The 16,717-nt window shown below is 71.9% G+C and carries 9 protein-coding genes and 4 pseudogenes; 8 read left to right on the top strand and 5 right to left on the bottom strand.

What is annotated here, in order from left to right; genetic code table 11:
- Positions 1-3,962: pseudogene (locus ACTT8P_RS35170) on the top strand (hypothetical protein); the annotation flags it as partial.
- A gap of 85 nt (positions 3,963-4,047) precedes the next feature.
- Here ACTT8P_RS35170 and ACTT8P_RS35165 read toward each other — a convergent pair.
- The 4 genes and pseudogenes from ACTT8P_RS35165 to ACTT8P_RS35150 all read right to left on the bottom strand — a co-directional run bounded on the left by ACTT8P_RS35165 (position 4,048) and on the right by ACTT8P_RS35150 (position 7,254).
- Positions 4,048-4,965 (bottom strand): cupin domain-containing protein, encoded by a 918-nt coding sequence (locus ACTT8P_RS35165; RefSeq protein ID WP_442835858.1) that lies wholly within the window; start codon positions 4,963-4,965, stop codon positions 4,048-4,050.
- A 69-nt stretch (positions 4,966-5,034) separates the two neighbouring features.
- On the bottom strand, positions 5,035-5,943 hold the full coding sequence (locus ACTT8P_RS35160; protein ID WP_442835857.1) for a zinc-binding dehydrogenase: 909 nt from the start codon (positions 5,941-5,943) through the stop codon (positions 5,035-5,037).
- Positions 5,944-6,080: 137 nt separating this feature from the next.
- A pseudogene (locus ACTT8P_RS35155) lies at positions 6,081-6,515 on the bottom strand (LysR substrate-binding domain-containing protein); the annotation flags it as partial.
- Positions 6,516-6,801: 286 nt separating this feature from the next.
- The gene (locus tag ACTT8P_RS35150) at positions 6,802-7,254 is read right to left on the bottom strand and encodes a MarR family winged helix-turn-helix transcriptional regulator (protein ID WP_442835859.1); all 453 of its coding nucleotides are present in this window, start codon (positions 7,252-7,254) and stop codon (positions 6,802-6,804) included.
- A gap of 169 nt (positions 7,255-7,423) precedes the next feature.
- On the opposite strand from ACTT8P_RS35150, the gene ACTT8P_RS35145 reads away from it, so the two are divergent.
- From ACTT8P_RS35145 to ACTT8P_RS35130, 4 genes and pseudogenes are all read left to right on the top strand, one after another.
- Positions 7,424-8,335 carry an SDR family oxidoreductase gene (locus ACTT8P_RS35145; RefSeq protein WP_442835856.1) on the top strand — a complete coding sequence of 304 codons (912 nt, stop codon included), beginning with the start codon at positions 7,424-7,426 and terminating at the stop codon, positions 8,333-8,335.
- Between the two features lies 1 nt (position 8,336).
- Positions 8,337-9,224: an amidohydrolase family protein gene (locus ACTT8P_RS35140; RefSeq protein ID WP_442835855.1), complete on the top strand. Its 888-nt coding sequence runs from the start codon at positions 8,337-8,339 to the stop codon at positions 9,222-9,224.
- An 11-nt stretch (positions 9,225-9,235) separates the two neighbouring features.
- Entirely contained in the window at positions 9,236-10,780 is a 1,545-nt protein-coding gene (locus ACTT8P_RS35135; RefSeq protein ID WP_442835854.1) for an acyl-CoA synthetase, read from the top strand.
- Positions 10,781-10,814: 34 nt separating this feature from the next.
- Positions 10,815-11,271 (top strand): annotated as a pseudogene (locus ACTT8P_RS35130) (MaoC family dehydratase).
- A gap of 749 nt (positions 11,272-12,020) precedes the next feature.
- On the opposite strand, the pseudogene ACTT8P_RS35125 reads toward ACTT8P_RS35130, so the two are convergent.
- A pseudogene (locus ACTT8P_RS35125) lies at positions 12,021-12,890 on the bottom strand (MFS transporter); the annotation flags it as partial.
- Between ACTT8P_RS35125 and ACTT8P_RS35120 the strand changes: the two are divergent.
- The 3 genes from ACTT8P_RS35120 to ACTT8P_RS35110 are packed head-to-tail and all read left to right on the top strand — an operon-like array spanning position 12,849 to position 16,198.
- Complete coding sequence (locus tag ACTT8P_RS35120; protein ID WP_442835853.1) at positions 12,849-13,865, top strand: LLM class flavin-dependent oxidoreductase; 1,017 nt, start codon at positions 12,849-12,851, stop codon at positions 13,863-13,865. The pseudogene ACTT8P_RS35125 and the gene ACTT8P_RS35120 sit on opposite strands and share 42 nt — an antisense overlap.
- Before the next feature lie 15 nt (positions 13,866-13,880).
- Positions 13,881-15,845 (top strand): LLM class flavin-dependent oxidoreductase, encoded by a 1,965-nt coding sequence (locus tag ACTT8P_RS35115; protein WP_442835852.1) that lies wholly within the window; start codon positions 13,881-13,883, stop codon positions 15,843-15,845.
- 47 nt (positions 15,846-15,892) lie between these two features.
- Positions 15,893-16,198 carry a hypothetical protein gene (locus ACTT8P_RS35110; protein ID WP_442835851.1) on the top strand — a complete coding sequence of 102 codons (306 nt, stop codon included), beginning with the start codon at positions 15,893-15,895 and terminating at the stop codon, positions 16,196-16,198.
- Positions 16,199-16,717 lie beyond the last annotated feature (519 nt).

Here is a 16,717-nt window from a genome sequence, read left to right as displayed (position 1 = left end):
CGGCGGGGGGGGTGGCGGGCGGCCCGGCGCCCGCGCCCCCGGACACGGCGGCCACCCGCGCCGGGACAGCGGCCACCGGCACCGGGACACGGACCGCCGCCCTGCCGGGTACGGCGGCCGGGTCCGTCCCCCCGTGGGTGGCCCTGGCCGCCGCCCAGCACGCCCGGCTCGCCGCCGCCCAGCAGGACTACCTGGAGCGGCAGTCCGGGACCCACGCGGAGTTCCTGCGCACCCGGCGCCTGGTGGCCGGCGCGGTGACCACCGGGGCGACCGGTTACACCGTGCCGCAGTCGGTGGCCGCACCGCACCCGCCCCTGACACCGGCCGCGCCCCTCCCGCCGCCCCCGGAGTCGGGTCCCGCACAGCCCCGTCCGCTCGCGCTGCCGCTCGACCGCGCCACCCTGGAGTACCTGGCGCACGGGCGGATCTCCGACGTGTTCGGTCCCGCGTTCCGCGCGCAGGACGGCAAGCATCGGCAGACCCGGCTGCCGCGTCCCCCGATGCTTCTGGTGGACCGGGTCACCCGGCTCGACGCGGAGCCCGGGTCGATGTCCACCGGCACGGTCCACACCGAGACCGACGTGCCTGCGGACGCCTGGTACCTGGACCCGGCCGGCCGGATGCCCGCCGGTCTGTGCGTCGAGGCCGGCCAGGCCGACCTGCTGCTGATCAGCCGGCTCGGGGTGGACCTGCTCGACCACGGCGACCGGGTCTACCGGCTGCTGGGCTGCGAGGTCACCTACCACGGGCCGCCGCCGGCCGCCGGGGAGACCCTGCGGTACGAGATCCATGTCGAGGGCCACGCCGCACACGAGGGAGTACGGCTGTTCTTCTTCCGCAACGACTGCTACGTCGGCGACGAGCTGCGGCTGTCGGTGCGCGAGGGGCAGGCCGGCTTCTTCACCGACGCGGAACTCGCCGGCTCCGACGGTGTGCGCTGGTCCCCGGGAGCACCGCCGGAGGGAACGGCCGACCCGCCGGCCGTCGCACCGCCCGCCGCCTCCTTCGGCCCCGACGCGGTACGCGCCCTCGCCGCCGGCCGGCCCGCGGAGTGCTTCGGCCCCGGCTGGGACACCACCCGCGCCCATGTGCGGACCCCGGTTCCGGGCGCGGGCCGGCTGCGGCTGCTGGACGAGGTGACAGAGCTCGACCCCACTGGGGGCCCGTGGGGCCGCGGCCACCTGCGCGCGGAGACCGCGGTCCGGCCCGACGACTGGTTCTTCGACGGCCACTTCCACCACGATCCCTGCATGCCGGGCACCCTGATGTTCGAGGGCTGCCTCCAGGCGATGGCGTTCTACCTGACCGCGCTGGGCTTCACCCTCGACCGGGACGGCTGGCGGTTCGAACCGGTACCCGGCGAGCCCTACCGGTTGCGCTGCCGGGGACAGGTCACCCCGCGCAGCCGGCGCATCCGCTACGAGGTGTTCGTCAGCGCACTCTCCGCGGGTCCGCGGCCCACCCTGCGCGCCGACGTACTGTGCACGGTGGACGGGCTGCCGGCGTTCCATGTCGCCGGAATGGGGCTGCGGCTGGTCCCGGACTGGCCGCTGGAGCACTGGCGGCAGCTGGGCCCACCGGCCGTCCAGACCAGCGGCGACCCGGTTCCGCTCCCCGCGCTGGGCGGTCTGCGGGACACGGGCCCCGACCCGCGGGCGGTCACCGTCGCCGGGGCGGCCCTCGACCGCTCGCGGATGCTGGCCGCCGCCTGGGGCCGGCCCAGCACCGCGTTCGGCGTCCGCGGCGCCCCGTACGACGACGGCAGGCGCTGCGCGCGGCTGCCCGGACCGCCGTACCTGTTCGTCACCCGCGTCGTCGCCGCCGGCCTCGAACCGGACCGGCCCGAGCCGGGGTCCTGGCTGGTCGTCGAGTACGACGTACCGGAACAGGTCTGGTACTTCGAGCAGAACGGCGCCCCGGTGATGCCGTTCGCGGTACTCGGCGAGGTGGTCCTGCAACCGTGCGGGATGGCCGCGAGCCTGCTGGTGCCCAAGCCGGCTAACGCCCCCGAGCTGCTCTTCCGCAACCTCCAGGGGACCGGCACCGTGCTGCGGGAGGTCCCGGCCGGGACCCGGGCGCTGCGGACCAGGGTCGAGCTGCGGTCCCTGTCGGAGTTCGACGGCGTCACCCTCGTCTCCTTCGAGGTCGGCTGCGAGGCGGTCGACGGGGACGGCGGCCGGGCACCGGTCATGGAACTGTCCACGGTCTTCGGGTACTTCCCGGCGGCGTCGTTCGGCCACCAGCCGGGGCTGCCGCCCACCGATGCCGAACGCGCCCGGCTGGCCGCCCCCTGCGACCGGGTGGTGGAGCTGCGCGGCCTGACCGGGCGGCACGGCCGCGGCGCGCTGCGGCTGCCCGGACCGATGCTGCTCATGCTGGACCGGATCACCGGGTACTGGCCCGGGGCGGGCGCGGCCGGCCTGGGCCGGCTGCGGGCCGAACGGGCGGTCGACGCCGGGGACTGGTACTTCCGCGCGCACTTCTTCACCGACCCGGTGCAGCCCGGCTCGCTCGGCCTCGAGGGCGTGGTCCAACTGCTCCAGTGGTACCTGGCCGAACGCGACGCCGGGGCCGGGATGACCGACCCCCGGTTCGAGTCCGTGGCCGTCGGGCAGGAGGTGCGCTGGCTGTACCGGGGGCAGGTGGTGCCCGCCGACGCGCTGGTGACCTTCGAGGCAGAGATCACCGCGTACGGGACCGACGCGCGCGGCCGGTACGTACGGGCCGAGGCCTGGCTCTGGGTCGACGGCCGGCGGGTCTACCACCTGCCGTCGATCGGGGTCCGGGTGGTCGACGGCGACCCGGCGGTCCGCGAACTCGCCCTGGACCCGGCCGTCGACACCTGGCTGGACGACCACCGCCCCAACCACGCGGTGCCGGCGGTGCCGATGATGAGCACGGTGGACCAGCTCGCCACCGCCGCGTCCCGGCTCACCGGACGGCCCGTCACCGCGCTGCGCGAGGTACGGCTGCACCGCTGGCTGGCGCTGCCCGGACCGGTCCGGATCCGTACCGACGCCGGGCCCGCGCCCGAGGGCGGCACCGCGGTCCGGCTGTCCGTCCGGCAGGAGGCCGGCGCGGGCTCCCGGTACGACACGGTCGCCGAGGCCACCGCGTCGACCGGGGACCCGGGGCCGCCTCCCGAGCCGCTGCCGCCGGTGGCCGACGGGCTGCCGCAGCCGGACCCGTACCGATCCGGGGAACTGTTCCACGGGCCGGCGCTGCGCTGCCTCACCTCGCTGTCGATCGGGCCCGCCGGTGCCAGCGCGGTGCTCGACGCCGGGCTGGTCACCGCGCCGTTCGGCGAACTCGGGCAGGGCCTGCTCGACGGCTTCCTGCACGCCGTCCCGTCCCAGTCGCTGTGGCGCTGGATCCCGGACCTGACCCGGGACATGGTCGGGTACCCGCACCGGCTGCCCTGGCTGGACCTGTACGAGCCGCTGCCCACCGAGGGCGAGGTGCGCGTCGAGGCGCGGTTCGCCGGGTTCGACCAGGGGCAGCGGCTGCTGCCGGTGATCGACGCGCAGGTCCAGGTGGCGGGCCGGGTCGTGGCCCGGTTCCGGCTGGTGGAGATCCTGGTACGGCTGCCGGGGATCGACCGGGTGTCCCTGCCGGACCGGCGGGCCTTCGCGACCGGGCTCCGATACGTCGCGACGGCCGGTCTGTCCACCACCCGCGACGGGATCACCACGCTCGCGCTCGACACGGTCCGCCGGTTCGACTTCCTCCCCGGCTCCACCAGCCGGATCTACCGGCTGCCGCCCGGGCTGCCGCTGCCCGAGCGGGCCGCCCGGATCGCGGTCCAGGAGCACGTGTCCCGGCTGGCCGAGGTGCACCCCGCGGAGATCGAGGTGGCAGCCGGTGGGGACTCGGCCCGCACCGCCGCCGTCCCCGGCCGGGTCTGGCACGTACGGGTCGAGCGGCGGGCGGACGCGGTGGTGGTCCGCACGCGTGCCTGTTAGGGCTGCCGGAGTGCCCCGTACCGGGGCCGGCCGGCCGATCTCAACGCGCGGCGTGCCGGCCGCTGCCGTGCTCGCCTGCCTGCGATCACTTGCGAAGCCGGGAGCGGTATTCGCCCGGGGGCATGCCCCGGGCACGCCGGAAGGCACGGTTGAAAGCGTGCGCGGAGGCGTAGCCGACCGCGTACGAGATCGACTCGACCGGCTCATGGGTGTCGCGGAGCCGCACTGCTGCCAGGTCGATGCGCCACCGCGTGATGTACGCGCCCGGAGTCTGTCCGAGGGCGGACCGGAAGTGCCTGGTCAGCGTCGCCCGGGAGACGTTCGTCGCGGCGGCCAGGGTCTTTGTGGTCCAGGGGTGTTCCGGCTGGGCGTGGACCCGGGCCAGGGCGTCGCGAACGACCGGATCACGCATCGCTCCCAGCCATGAGCCGGACTGCTCCTGCGGGTGGCGGGCCAGCCAGGCGCGTACGAACTGGACGAGCAGCAGGTCGACGATGCTGTTGATGGCGGCGGTGGTGCCGATCTGGGGCTGCGCGAGTTCCGCGGTGAGGAGTTCGACGGTCCTGCTGAGCTGCGCGTTCTGGCCGGCTGTGACGTGCATCGGCCGGGCGAGGGAGGCGAGCACGGGTGTGCTCACCTCCGGGTCCCGCTCATAGTGCAGGACGATCACTTCCGTCTCCGCCGGTGCCGAGCCCAGCCGCATGGCCCGGCCGTCGCCGAAGGCCCGGGCCGCCGCCGCACGGTCGCAGGAACCCATGGTCACGGCGGCGCCGCCGGCTATCCCGTGGGCGGTGCCCGGCGACACCAGGACGGCGTCTCCAGCGTGCACCTGAAGGGGTTTCTCGCCTGTGACGTGCAGCCACATCGTGCCGCGGGACACCACGTGCAGTGCCGCTCCCGGATAGGAGTCCAGCCACAGGCCCCAGGTTCCGCCGGCCTTCAGCATGACCCCGAGCGCCCCACGCGCACCCGACACACGCAAGACCTCCGCCAGCACGTCCATGGGTCCATTCTCGTCCACCGCCGCGAACCGCCCACCGGCGGGCGGCATGTCTTGTCCTCGTCCCGGGCGTCAGGTCACGTCGAGGACCACCTTTCCCGGTACCTTCCGCGCGAACAGCGCCTGGACGGCGTCGTCCACGTCCCGCCAGTCGCCCCGCAGTCCGACCGGTGCCGAGAGCCTCCCGGCGGCCATGAGGCCCAGCAGATCCGTCAGCTCGCCGCTGGTCGGCGTCATGTCGCCGTAGGTGGCGACGGAGCGGGGTGCGCCGAAGCCGAACAAGGTTCCGGCCGGGAACGTGGTGTCCTGCCCCGAGGAGTAACCGACCAGGTGGATGGTGCCGCCCTCGGCGAGGGCGCTGAACGCCTGGGCCACCAGCGGCCCGCCGACCGTGTCCAGGACGAGGTCGAACCGGTGCTCGGTCCCGGCCAGGTCGGTCAGGACCTCGTCGGCGCCGAGGTCCTGGAGTCCGGCGGCCCGGTCCGGCGAACCGACGAGTGCCGTCACCCGGGCGCCCGCCAGCGCCGCCAACTGGACGGCGAAGTGCCCCACGCCCCCGCTGGCGCCGGTGACCAGGACGTCGCGCGCCAGCAGGGAACGCTTGCGCAGCACCCGCAGTGCGGTGACTCCGGCGATTCCCAGCGCGGCCGCGTCGGCCAGGTCCACCCCCGCGGGGACGATGCCGAGCGAGGCGGGACTGACCGCGACCCGCTCCGCCCACGCGTGGGGCGCCATGCCCACGGCGACGCGGGTGCCTTCGGGCGGCCCCGCCCCGTCGGACGCGGCGCGCACCACGACGCCGGACGCGTCGTGACCGTGCACCGCGCCGGCCGGCCACTGGTCCACGTAGTTGAGCTCTCCGAAGTTGAGACTGATGTGCCGTATCTCGACCAACGCCTCGTCGCCGGCCGGCACGGGCTCATCGACATCGGCGAACCGCACGGGCCCGGCCCCACCGTGATCGACCACAAGGGCGCGCATAGCTGTGTTTCCTTCTGTCGTGGGTACGCGCGCCGGAACACTCGGCGCGGCAACGGACGGAGTGCGCGAACACCGCACTGCCGCCTCCTTGAAACCCTACGCAGGGACGGGACAGCGACCAGTGCCGTGAGAATCAATCAGTTGACGTTCTGTGTCAGCGCCACGCACGGCGGCTGCCCGTCGTGCGTCCGGGGCAGGCGCGCCCCGACCCGGGCGGCTGTCTCGCGCAGCCAGATGTGTGCGGCGTCGTGGGTGTGCACGGGGTGCCACCACAGGGCCTCCCGCAGGGGCACCGCCTCGTACGGTGGGTCCAGCAGCCGCACCGCGGCGATCGGTGCCAGCAGCCGGGCCAGACGTGCCTGAATGAGGGCGATACGACGGGTGCCGGCAATCATCAGGGGCAGTAGCTGGAAACTGTCGACGGAGACCTCGACACGTGGCTCGATGCCGAGCATGCCGAGCTGCCGCACGGCCGGTGCGTCGTAGGTGCGCTGGTACGTCACCCACGGCAGCCGGACCAGGTCCTCGCGGGTGAGCCGGTCGCCGACGCTCGGATGGTCGTCGGCGACCAGGACCGGCTGTCCGAGGCCGTCCTCGACGCCGTCCGTGGCGGCAACGCCGCCGCCCTCCTCCGGAAGGACCGATCCGGTGGCGGACAGGCCGTTCCCGCTCGGGCACAATGAAGGCCGCCACGGTCCACAGTCCGTCCCGGTCCTCGGTCCCCTCCAGTGCATCGCACCACAGCCCATCGGCCACCGGAGCGGACTGTGAGCTGCCCGTGCACGGCTGCGCGTACACCGGTCACGGCCCGGACGCCCGGTCCCCGGCACGGTGTTCGTCGCGGTCGCGGCAGCCACGTCAGGACAGTGACCGGTGCGCGCTCTTCAGATACTCCCGGAACCGGTCGACGTCGGCGGGCAGGAGTTCCGCCACCATGCGGGCCTCGAGCCGCCCGGCCGGCTCGGCGTAGTCGGCCAGCAGCCGGCGCCCGGCAGCGGCGAGCCGGATGACCTTCTCCCGCCCGTTGCGGGGGTGTGGCTCGCGCCGCACGAGACCACGTTTCTCCAGGGCACGGACCATGTCGGCCATCGACTGGGCGGTGACGAAGGAGTCCCGTGCCAGTTGCGCGGCGGACACCCCGTCATGGCGTTCCAGCACGGTCAGCGCGGTGTACTGCAGAGCGGTGACGCCGGCGGGTCTGAGCAGTTCCTCCAGGCGCGCGCGCACCACCAACTCGGTCCGCTTGAGCAGGTAGAGCAGGGAAGGGCCCGGACCCGCTTCAGCCACATCCTCGGATTCCGCTGCGTCCATCATGCCGCGCCTCCCGTGCCGGCCGACCCGTACGTCGTGTCGATCACCCTAATCCATTGACAGGAATCCTGTTGAAAGAGAAGACTGAAGGTCGAACAACAGGATTCCTGTCGATCCTTGCTGGGCGGCAGTCCTGTCGGCATCTCCGTACACAGGAAGAGGCACAGTCATGGACCTGCACGGCAAAGTCGCCGTCATCACCGGAAGCGGTCGCGGACTGGGACTGGCGTACGCCCGGGCGCTCGCCGCCGCCGGAGCCCGCGTCGTCGTCAACGACGTGGACGCGGAGGTGGTGGATGCCGCCGTTGACGCGATCACCTCGGCCGGTGGTGTGGCGGTCGGTGTGGTAGCCGCCGTGGGCGACAGTGCGGCCGCCGAGCTGCTGACCGGCACCGCGGTGCGGGAGTTCGGGCGGCTGGACGTCATGGTCACCAATGCCGGAATTCTGCGTGACCGGGTGCTGTGGAAGATGACCGACGACGACTTCGACGCGGTGGTGAAGGTGCATCTGCGCGGCACGTTCACCTGCGCCCGCGCCGCCGCGGTGCGGATGCGGGAGCAGGGCGAGGGCGGCCGGATCGTCCTGATCTCCTCGCCGGCCGGGCAGCGCGGCAACTTCGGCCAGACCAACTACGCCGCCGCCAAGGCCAGCATCGTGGCGATGGCCCGCACCTGGGCCATGGAACTGTCCCGGGCGGACATCACCGTCAACGCGGTCGTCCCGGTCGCCGCCACCGAGATGACCAAGACCATCCCCGCCTTCGCGCCCGTCATCGAGGAGGCCGAGCGCACCGGCGCCCCGCTGCCCGGCTGGCTGCGCAAGGACGAGGGCCTCGGCACCGTCGAGGACGTGGCCGCCCTCATCACCTTTCTCGCCTCCGACAGCTCCAAGGACATCACCGGCCAGGCCATCGGCATCGGCGGTGACCGCCTCGCGCTGTGGGCGCACCCGGCGGAGAAGGCGGTCGCCTTCGCCGACGGCGGCTGGAGCGCCGACACGATCGCCGAGCGGTGGCACGACGGCGTCGGCGCCGAGCCCGAGACGTACGGCATCCCCGCCCCGCAGGCCCCGGAGGCCTGAGATGAGCGACCACGCGATCGACGTCACCGCCCTGACCGCCATCGACGTGCACACCCACGCCGAGATCTCCCGCAGCGGCCACGGCGCGCTCAGCCCGGAACTGTTCGGTGCCTCCGAGGAGTACTTCAGGGCGCACGGCCACCGGCAGCCGGCCATCGACGAGATGGCCGCGTACTACCGGGAGCGCCGCATGGCGGCCGTGGTGTTCACCGTGGACGCCGAGCACGCCACCGGCCACCCCCGCATCGCCAACGAGGAAGTCGCCGAGAACTGCGCCGAACACGCCGACGTCCTCATCCCCTTCGCCTCCGTCGACCCGCACAAGGGCCGGGCGGGCGTACGCGAAGCACGGCGGCTGGTGGAGCAGTACGGGGTGCGCGGGTTCAAGTTCCACCCCAGCCTTCAGGGGTTCTCCCCCGACGACCCGATGGCGTACCCGCTCTACGCGGCGATCGAGGAACTCGGGGTGTCCGCGCTGTTCCACACCGGGCAGACCGGCATCGGCGCCGGTGTGCCCGGGGGCGGCGGCATCCGGCTGAAGTACGCCAACCCCATGCTCGTCGACGACGTGGCCGTGGACTTCCCCCAGCTGCGCATCATCCTCGCCCACCCCTCCTTCCCCTGGCAGGACGAGGCGCTCGCGGTCCCCACCCACAAACCGCACGTGTACATCGACCTGTCGGGCTGGTCACCGAAGTACTTCCCGCCGCAACTGGTGCGCTACGCCAACTCGTTGCTGAAGGACAAGGTGCTCTTCGGCTCCGACTACCCGGTCATCACCCCCGACCGGTGGCTCGCCGACTTCGCGAAGCTGGACCTCAAACCCGAGGTGCGGCCGAAGATCCTCAAGGACAACGCCGCCCGGCTGCTCGGCCTGACCAAGGACTGAGGGGGAACGCCGTGCTCAACCAAGGCATCGGTTCCTGGCCCGCCCGCCGGGCCCGCAAGACACCCGGGCGGGCCGCCGTCGTCCACGACGACTCCCAGCTCACCTACGGAGAGCTGCACGAGCGGGTGCTACGGCTGGCCCACGCGCTGCGCTCCCTCGGAGTGGCGCGCGGCGACCGGGTCGCCTACCTCGGCCCCAACCACCCCGCGTTCCTGGAAACCCTGTTCGCTGCCGGTGTGCTCGGCGCCGTCTTCGTGCCCCTCAACACCCGGCTGGCCGCACCGGAACTGGCGTACCAGCTCACCGACTCGGGCAGCACCGTACTGATCCACGCCCCCGGACACACCGACACGGCGACCGCTGCCTCGGCGGCAGGGAACGTCCGGCACCGCATCACCCTCGGCACGGCCGGCGCCGGCGCCCTCGGCTACACGGAGCTGCTGGCCGGCGGCGGCACCGCGCCACTGGACGAGGCCGTCGCCCCCGACGACCCCTGCATCATCATGTACACCTCGGGGACCACCGGACGCCCCAAGGGGGCCGTGCTCACCCACGCCAACCTCACCTGGAACAGCGTCAACGTCCTCGTCGACACCGACCTGGCCGCCGACGAGGTGACCCTGGTCGTCGCCCCGCTGTTCCACACCGCCGGGCTCAACATGACCTGCCTGCCCACCCTCCTCAAGGGCGGCCGGGTGGTCCTGATGGAGACCTTCGATGCCGGGCAGGTACTGGAGACCATCCAGAGCCGGCGGGTGACGTACATGTTCGCCGTCCCCACCATGTACGACGCCATGGCCGCGCAGCCGCAGTGGCCGGACACCGACCTGTCCAGCCTGCGCACCATCAACTGCGGTGGCGCACCGGTGCCCGCACACACCATCGACACCTACCTCGCCCGCGGCCTGACCTTCAGCCAGGGCTACGGCATGACCGAGGCGTCCCCCGGCGTGCTCTACCTGGACCGGACGCAGGCGGCGGCGAAGGCCGGGTCCGCCGGAGTACCGCACTTCTTCACCGACACCCGCGTGTGTCTGCCCGACGGACGCGACGCCGGGCCCGGGGAGAGCGGCGAGATCCTCGTCAGCGGTCCCCACGTCATGACCGGCTACTGGAACCGTCCCCAGGACACCGCCGCCGCCTTCACCGACGACGGCTGGCTGCGCACGGGCGACATCGCGCGAACAGACGACGACGGTTACGCCTATATCGTCGACCGGGTCAAGGACATGTTCGTCTCCGGCGGGGAGAACGTCTATCCGACCGAGGTCGAGCACGCCTTGCTGAGTCACCCATCCGTCCGCGAATGCGCGGTCATCGGGGTGCCCGACCCCGTATGGGGAGAGGTCGGCCACGCGGTCGTCGTCCTGGAACCCGGCGCTCGCGCCGACGGACCGGAACTGCTCGCGTACTTGCGAGGCCGCATAGGCACATACAAGATCCCGAAGACCGTCACCCTCACCGGCAGCCTGCCCCGGACCGCCTCCGGAAAAATCATCAAACCGGTTGTACGGGAGAGCTACGCGCCCCGTTCCGGGACACCGTCCCACCCATGAACGATCTCCCGATTCCAGGAAGGCACGCACACCCATGTCTACTACCGCTCAGGGCATCGAAGGTCTCAAGTCCCTCTCCGGCCGCGACCTCGGCCGTACCGACTGGCTGGAGATCACGCAGGAGCGCGTGAACACCTTCGCCGACGCCACCGACGACCACCAGTGGATCCACACCGACCCGCAGAAGGCGAAGGACGGCCCCTTCGGCACCCATCGCCCACGGATACCTCACTCTCTCCCTGATCATCCCGCTGTTCGGCGACCTCCTGGAGATCACCGGCATCTCGATGAGCGTCAACTACGGCTTGGAGAAGGTGCGCCTTCCCAGTCCCGTTCCGGTCGGTTCGAAGATCCGTCTGCACGGTGCGGTCGACTCCGTCGAGGAGGTCAAGGGCAACGGGGTGCAGATGCAGCTGACCTTCACCGTCGAGGTGGAGGGAAGCAGCAAGCCGGCCTGCGTGGCCCAGGCCGTCTACCGGCACTACGCCTGATGACGGCGGCTACCGCACTTGATCGAGTGATGTCGGGAGGAATCGCCTGCCGGCGGCCGGCGGAGCGGTGGCGTCGTGTCTGGCGCGAGCGTGGCAGGTCGGGGTGGCCCTGCCGCAGGACTCCGGTCAGCGACTGCGACGCCCAGGAAGGACTACTGGACGTCCCGGGCGAGCGCGCCGAGGCCCTTCACGTCCATGCGCCGTGTCCGGCGGTCTGTCGCACGGCCTCCCCCGGTCCCCCAGTGGGCGACAGCGAATCCGGCGCAGCGGGACATGCTGCCGCACGGGCCGCCACCTCACGGCCGCGGCCCGTGCGGCGCGTCAGCAGCGGTGATCGACGCCGGCGACTCCGCGCCCGAGGTCCGCACCTGACCCGCCGCGTTCGCGGCACTGAGCGCGGCCGGCGCGTACGAGGTCACCTCCCGTTTCTACCGCCCGGTTCCCGAGCACATCGCCGGGTTCGGGGACATGACGGCGCGCACGCGGGCCTGACATGCAAGGGGCGGGGCCGGTGTATGAGCACACACCGGCCCCGCCCTACGCCGTGCCGCCAGGACGGCCGTGGTCGCGGAGGAACCCCGCCCGCCGTGGCGTCCCGCGTAGTGGCGGACGACCTGGACAAGGACACCATGAAGGTCACTGGGACCGGATCAACTCGCTGCGGTGCCCGGGTCACGTCCTGAGATGCAGGGAGACCGACGTCTGCATGCCCGGGGCACACTGTCCACCGGCCCGGGCATGCGGCTGTGTCACAGGGAACGGGCGTGCTCCGCTTCCCGGGCCGACATGTCCTCCGGCTGCTGCGCCTGCTGCCCCGAAGCGCGGCGGCCGGGAAGGACCGCGAGGACGATCGCCGCACCCGCGGCCATGATGATCCCGCCGACCAGGCTGGTCTGCGCGATGCTGTGGGCGAAGGCGTCGCTCACCGCGTCGGCCAGGGCCTGTGCCTGCTGCGGGCCCGCGGAGGGGGTTTTCGCCAGCTCTTCGACGACCGCGAAGCCGCCGCCGACGGAGTCCTTCGCCGTCTCCATCGCCTCGGCCGGCAGCCGGTCACCGACCAGGCCGGTGAGTTCGTCCCGGTAGGAGGTGGCGAGCAGCGAGCCCAGCAGCGCGATGCCGAGGGAGCCGCCGAGTTCCATCGAGGTGTCGTTGGCACCGCCGCCGACGCCGAGTTCGGTCTCCGGGAACGATCCCATGATGGTGTCGGTGGCCGGGGACACGCTCAGGCCGATGGCGAAACCCAGCAGGATCAGCGCCGCCAGGAAGCCGGTGTACGTCGAGTCCTTGTCGATCCGCGTCAGCAGCAGGACTCCGATCGTCCCTGTCACCAGGCCGGTCACGATCATCGGCTTGATGCCCAGCTTCGGGGTCAGCCGGCCGGTCACCGCCGCTCCGACGGACACGGCCCCGGCCAGCGGGAGCAGCCGCACACCGGTCTCCAGCGGCGCGTAGCCGAGGACGAACTGCAGGTACTGGGTGGAGTAGTAGATCGACCCGAAGGCACCGAAGAAGAACAGGACCGCGATCATGGAGCCGCTGAAGGGGCGCAGCCGGAACTTGCGCACGTCCAGCATCGGGTGCGGGTGGCGCAGTTCCCACCGCACGAAGGTGAGCAGCCCCAGCACGGGCAGTTCCGCGATGCCTCCCTCGGCCTGTCGGTGGTGCCGCTGATCATCCACCACCCGCTGTTCTTCGCCGAGCGCGCCAACCTGCTCGACCAGCTCACCAAGGGCAGGATGATCGCCGGGATCTCCGCGGGCCGCCCGCGTGAGGGCTCCACCTGGGGCAAGGGCAACCTCGACCCTGCCCTGCGGCAGCGGTTGTTCGACGCGAAGCTCGACGTCGTGGAGCGCGCGTGGGCGCACGAGCCGGGCGACGCGCCGCTGGAGTTCGACACCGGTGACGAGCACGGTTCGATGCCCGGCCGGCTCATGCCGCGCTCCTACCGCCGCGGCCATCCGCTCTTCGCGATCGGCACCAACACGGCGGCCAAGGTCGCCGAGGCGGGCCGCAGGGGCCGGTTCGTCCACTTCGGACCGTTCGCCCTGGAGTCGCTCGTCGACATCACCGGCGTCTACCGCCAGGGGCTCGCCGAAGGCGGCGCGGACGACGCGGCGGTCAGCCGTGCCCTGCAGTGGGAGATCCACACCAAGATGGTCGTCGTCGCCGACACCGACGAGGAAGCCTGGCGCATCGCGGAGGACGCTCCGCAGCCGCAGCTGCGGGCACCCTGGGTGAGCCGCCGGCCCGACGAGGACACGATGTCCCTCCAACAGTTCGCGCGGCAGGATCCCGGACCGCTCGCTCCCGCCATGGGCATGCCCGAGTCGCTCTCCGCCTACCTGAGCCGCATCGCCGTCGTCGGATCACCGGGCACCGTCGCCCGCGAGGTGGCCCGCTACGGAGACGCCGGGATCCCGCACATGCATGTGCGGTTCGCCTTCGGGTCCGAGACCGACCCCGCGCTGTACCGCCGGTCGCTCGAACTGTTCGCCACCGAGGTCATGCCGCGCGTCGGCGCCACCACCGTCCCCGGTCCCTCGCCCGACGAGATCCGTCCCGAGTTCCTTCCCGCCACGCCCGTCCACGCCTGACCGGAGGGGACACCCGTGTACGTTTCCTGCTTCCTCGGACCCACCGGCCGCGGACCCGCCGACGACCTCCCGCTCATCGACTTCTGCATCGAGATGGGCATCGAGGCCGACAAGGCCGGCTTCGCCCTCGTCAACGTGGGCGAGCAGCACTTCACCAACTACGAGCCGTACAGCGACCCGTTCGTCATCGGCGGCATCCTCGCCCGCGAACTCGAGCGGGCGTGGTTCGGGACGACGGTGATCAACCTCGCCTACCACAACCCGATCCGGCTCGCCGAGCACCTCAACCTGATGGACCTGCTCACCCGGGGCAAGTGCTTCCTCGGTGTGTCCACCGGGCACCTCCCCTTCTTCTCCTCGCAGTTCGGCGTGCCCGAGAACTACCGCAAGGAGACCGCCTTCCAACGTCTCGACGTCGCCCTCGCGGCCATCGCCAAGGACAGCGGTGACCCGCCGCTCGCCTGGCGGACCGATCTCGAACAGGGCACGCTGGCGCTGCGCATCATGCCCATCGGTTACCGCACGGGCCATCCGGTCGTCGGCTTCGCCACCAACACCGACGCGACCATCGCCAAGGCCGGCGGCCAGGCGTGGCCCGTGGCGCTGGGCCGCTACAACCTCGTCGAGTCGGCCCGGAGGATGAAGGTGTACCGCGACGCGCTGCAGGCCGCCGGGCACCCCCAGGATGCCGTCGACGAGTGCCTCGCCCTCTCCAGTGTGACCAAGGCGATCGTGATCGCCGACACCGACGAGCAGGCGTGGCAGCTGGCGGAGAAGCAACTGCGCGGCTTCATGAACTTCACGTGCTCCGTGGCCACCCGCCGCGAACTCGACGACACCCGCTCCATGAAGGAGCTGTGGGACGACACCGTTCCCGGCCCGGTCGACATCTCCCACAACACCTTCACCGCACCCGAGTGGATCCAGGCGTCCGCCGTCATCGGAAGCCCCGAGACGGTCGCCCGGCAGTTGCGCGCGTACGAGGAAGCCGGCATCTGCCACATCGACGCCCGGTTCGTCTACGTGACTTCGACGCCGCCGAAGCATGGCGCGGCTTCCGCCTCTTCGCCGACGAGGTCATGCCCCGCATCGGCGCCCAGACGATCCCCGGTGCGTCGCCCGAGCGCATCCGTCCCGAGCACCGCTTCGAGACGGAGGCCGGGAGCCTGTCGGGGATGTTCCGGTGAGCCGTGCCAGGGCCGTCATGCCGCACCGCCCGGCTGGTCCACGTCCCACGAGCGACGCGACCGCTGTCAGCCAGTGCGACACCGACGCCGTCCACGACGGAGGCGACCACTGGATCGTCGTCGAAGCGGTACGGGCCGTCGCCACGAACGATGCCGGCGATGCCGAGTCACTCGTCTTCTACCGCAGCACCTACCGCCAACTGAACCAGGAGCGCATCGCATGACGGCCTCAACCATCGTCGATGTCCACGCACACCATCTGCCCGAGCGGCTCGGCCAGGCGTTCACCCACCTCTCCGGACGCCCGTACCCGCTGCGTCACAAGGAGGACCACTCCCGCCGCCTGGCCGGTCTCGACGAAGCCGGCATCGACCAGCAGATCCTGGGCACCTGCGCCATTCAGCCGTACTGGCCGGACGCGGCCGCCGCCGCGGAAGGGGCGCGCGTCGCCAACGACCTGTACGCGCAGATGTGCGCGCAGGTCCCCCGCTTCCACGCCTTCGGTGCCGTGCCGCTGCCCCACACCGACGCGGCGGCGACCGAGGCCGTACGGTGCCTGGACGAACTGGGCTTCGCCGGCATCGGCCTGGGGTGCTCCGCCGACGGTGTCACGCTGGACGACCCCTCGCTGGACGCGTTCTGGTCGGCCCTCGACGAACGGTCGGCCGTCGTCTACCTCCACCCCGGCGTCAGAAACGACCTCGCCCTCGGTGTCTCCGAGTACCCGATGCTCCTGGGCCCCGTCTTCGGTTCCCCGCCGAGGAAGCTGTCGCACTGTCACGACTCGTCCTGAAGGGCACCCTCCGCCGTTACCCTCGCATCCGGTGGATCGCCGGCGCGATGGGAGGGTCGCTGCTCCTCGCGTACGGCAAGCTCTTCCACAGTCTCGGCTTCTCCTCGAAGCTGGGCCACGCGGTCGACCTCGACGCCGTCCGGGAGGACTTCCGCTCCCTGTGGATCGATACGTCGTCCCTCGACCCCTTGCTGGCCGTCGCGGCTCGCGAAGCCGGCTTCGTCGACAGGCTCGTCTTCGGGTCGGACGCGCCGTGGGGAAGCGCGTCAGCCGTCCGGCGGGCACTGGGCGAGACGCTTCCCGCGGAGATGGAGGACATCCTTCTTCGCGGCCAGACTTTCCTGGGCGAGTGAGGACGTCGGCCGAAGTGCAGTGCCGGGACCCGGCCGTGCCGCGTGCGGCCCTCGAAGCGGTCGAAACCGAGGCCGTGCTCGGCTCACGGGCGCCGGCCATCGCAGCGGCCGGCCACTGCCCCTCATCATCTCAGGGGATCTTGTCGCGGGTGAAGCGCGATGTACTGCCATCCGGCCGGTGGCCAGGTGTGGGTGACGGGTCGGTGAACAGTCATCTCGCGTCATCATGCCGTTGATTGCCATTGGCCTGCGTGTCGCCGATGTGGCCGAAGATCACTCCGCCATGTTCCCAGCACACGCGTCTTCCGACCGTCCCGGTCCTCCGGCCGCCGCCGCCGCGGTGGCGCTCGTCGCGCCTGCCCATCCGGGGCGCCGCCCGGTCGCTCCGCCGACGGGAGGCACGCTCACGGTGGGCGCCGACGGTGAAGGATCGGAGCGCCTTCGATGAGCATTCAGGTTTCGCCGCAGCTGAACAATCTGCTGTTCGTGCTGATCGGCGAGAAGATGCTGCAGGCCGAC

It is taken from the genome of Streptomyces sp. JW3, from assembly GCF_052216785.1.
Classification (GTDB): Bacteria; Actinomycetota; Actinomycetes; order Streptomycetales; family Streptomycetaceae; genus Streptomyces.
Note: the sequence above shows the minus strand (reverse complement) of the source record. Positions and strands in the feature narration are given on the sequence as shown.

Bases quoted from the DNA above. Each gene is read 5' to 3' on its own strand.
- ACTT8P_RS35140 (WP_442835855.1), top strand. From the start codon at position 8,337: ATGAGCGACCACGCGATCGACGTCACCGCCCTGACCGCCATCGACGTG.
- ACTT8P_RS35145 (WP_442835856.1), top strand. From the start codon at position 7,424: ATGGACCTGCACGGCAAAGTCGCCGTCATCACCGGAAGCGGTCGCGGA.
- ACTT8P_RS35165 (WP_442835858.1), bottom strand. From the start codon at position 4,965: ATGGACGTGCTGGCGGAGGTCTTGCGTGTGTCGGGTGCGCGTGGGGCG.
- ACTT8P_RS35150 (WP_442835859.1), bottom strand. From the start codon at position 7,254: ATGGACGCAGCGGAATCCGAGGATGTGGCTGAAGCGGGTCCGGGCCCT.
- ACTT8P_RS35110 (WP_442835851.1), top strand. From the start codon at position 15,893: ATGGGAGGGTCGCTGCTCCTCGCGTACGGCAAGCTCTTCCACAGTCTC.
- ACTT8P_RS35160 (WP_442835857.1), bottom strand. From the start codon at position 5,943: ATGCGCGCCCTTGTGGTCGATCACGGTGGGGCCGGGCCCGTGCGGTTC.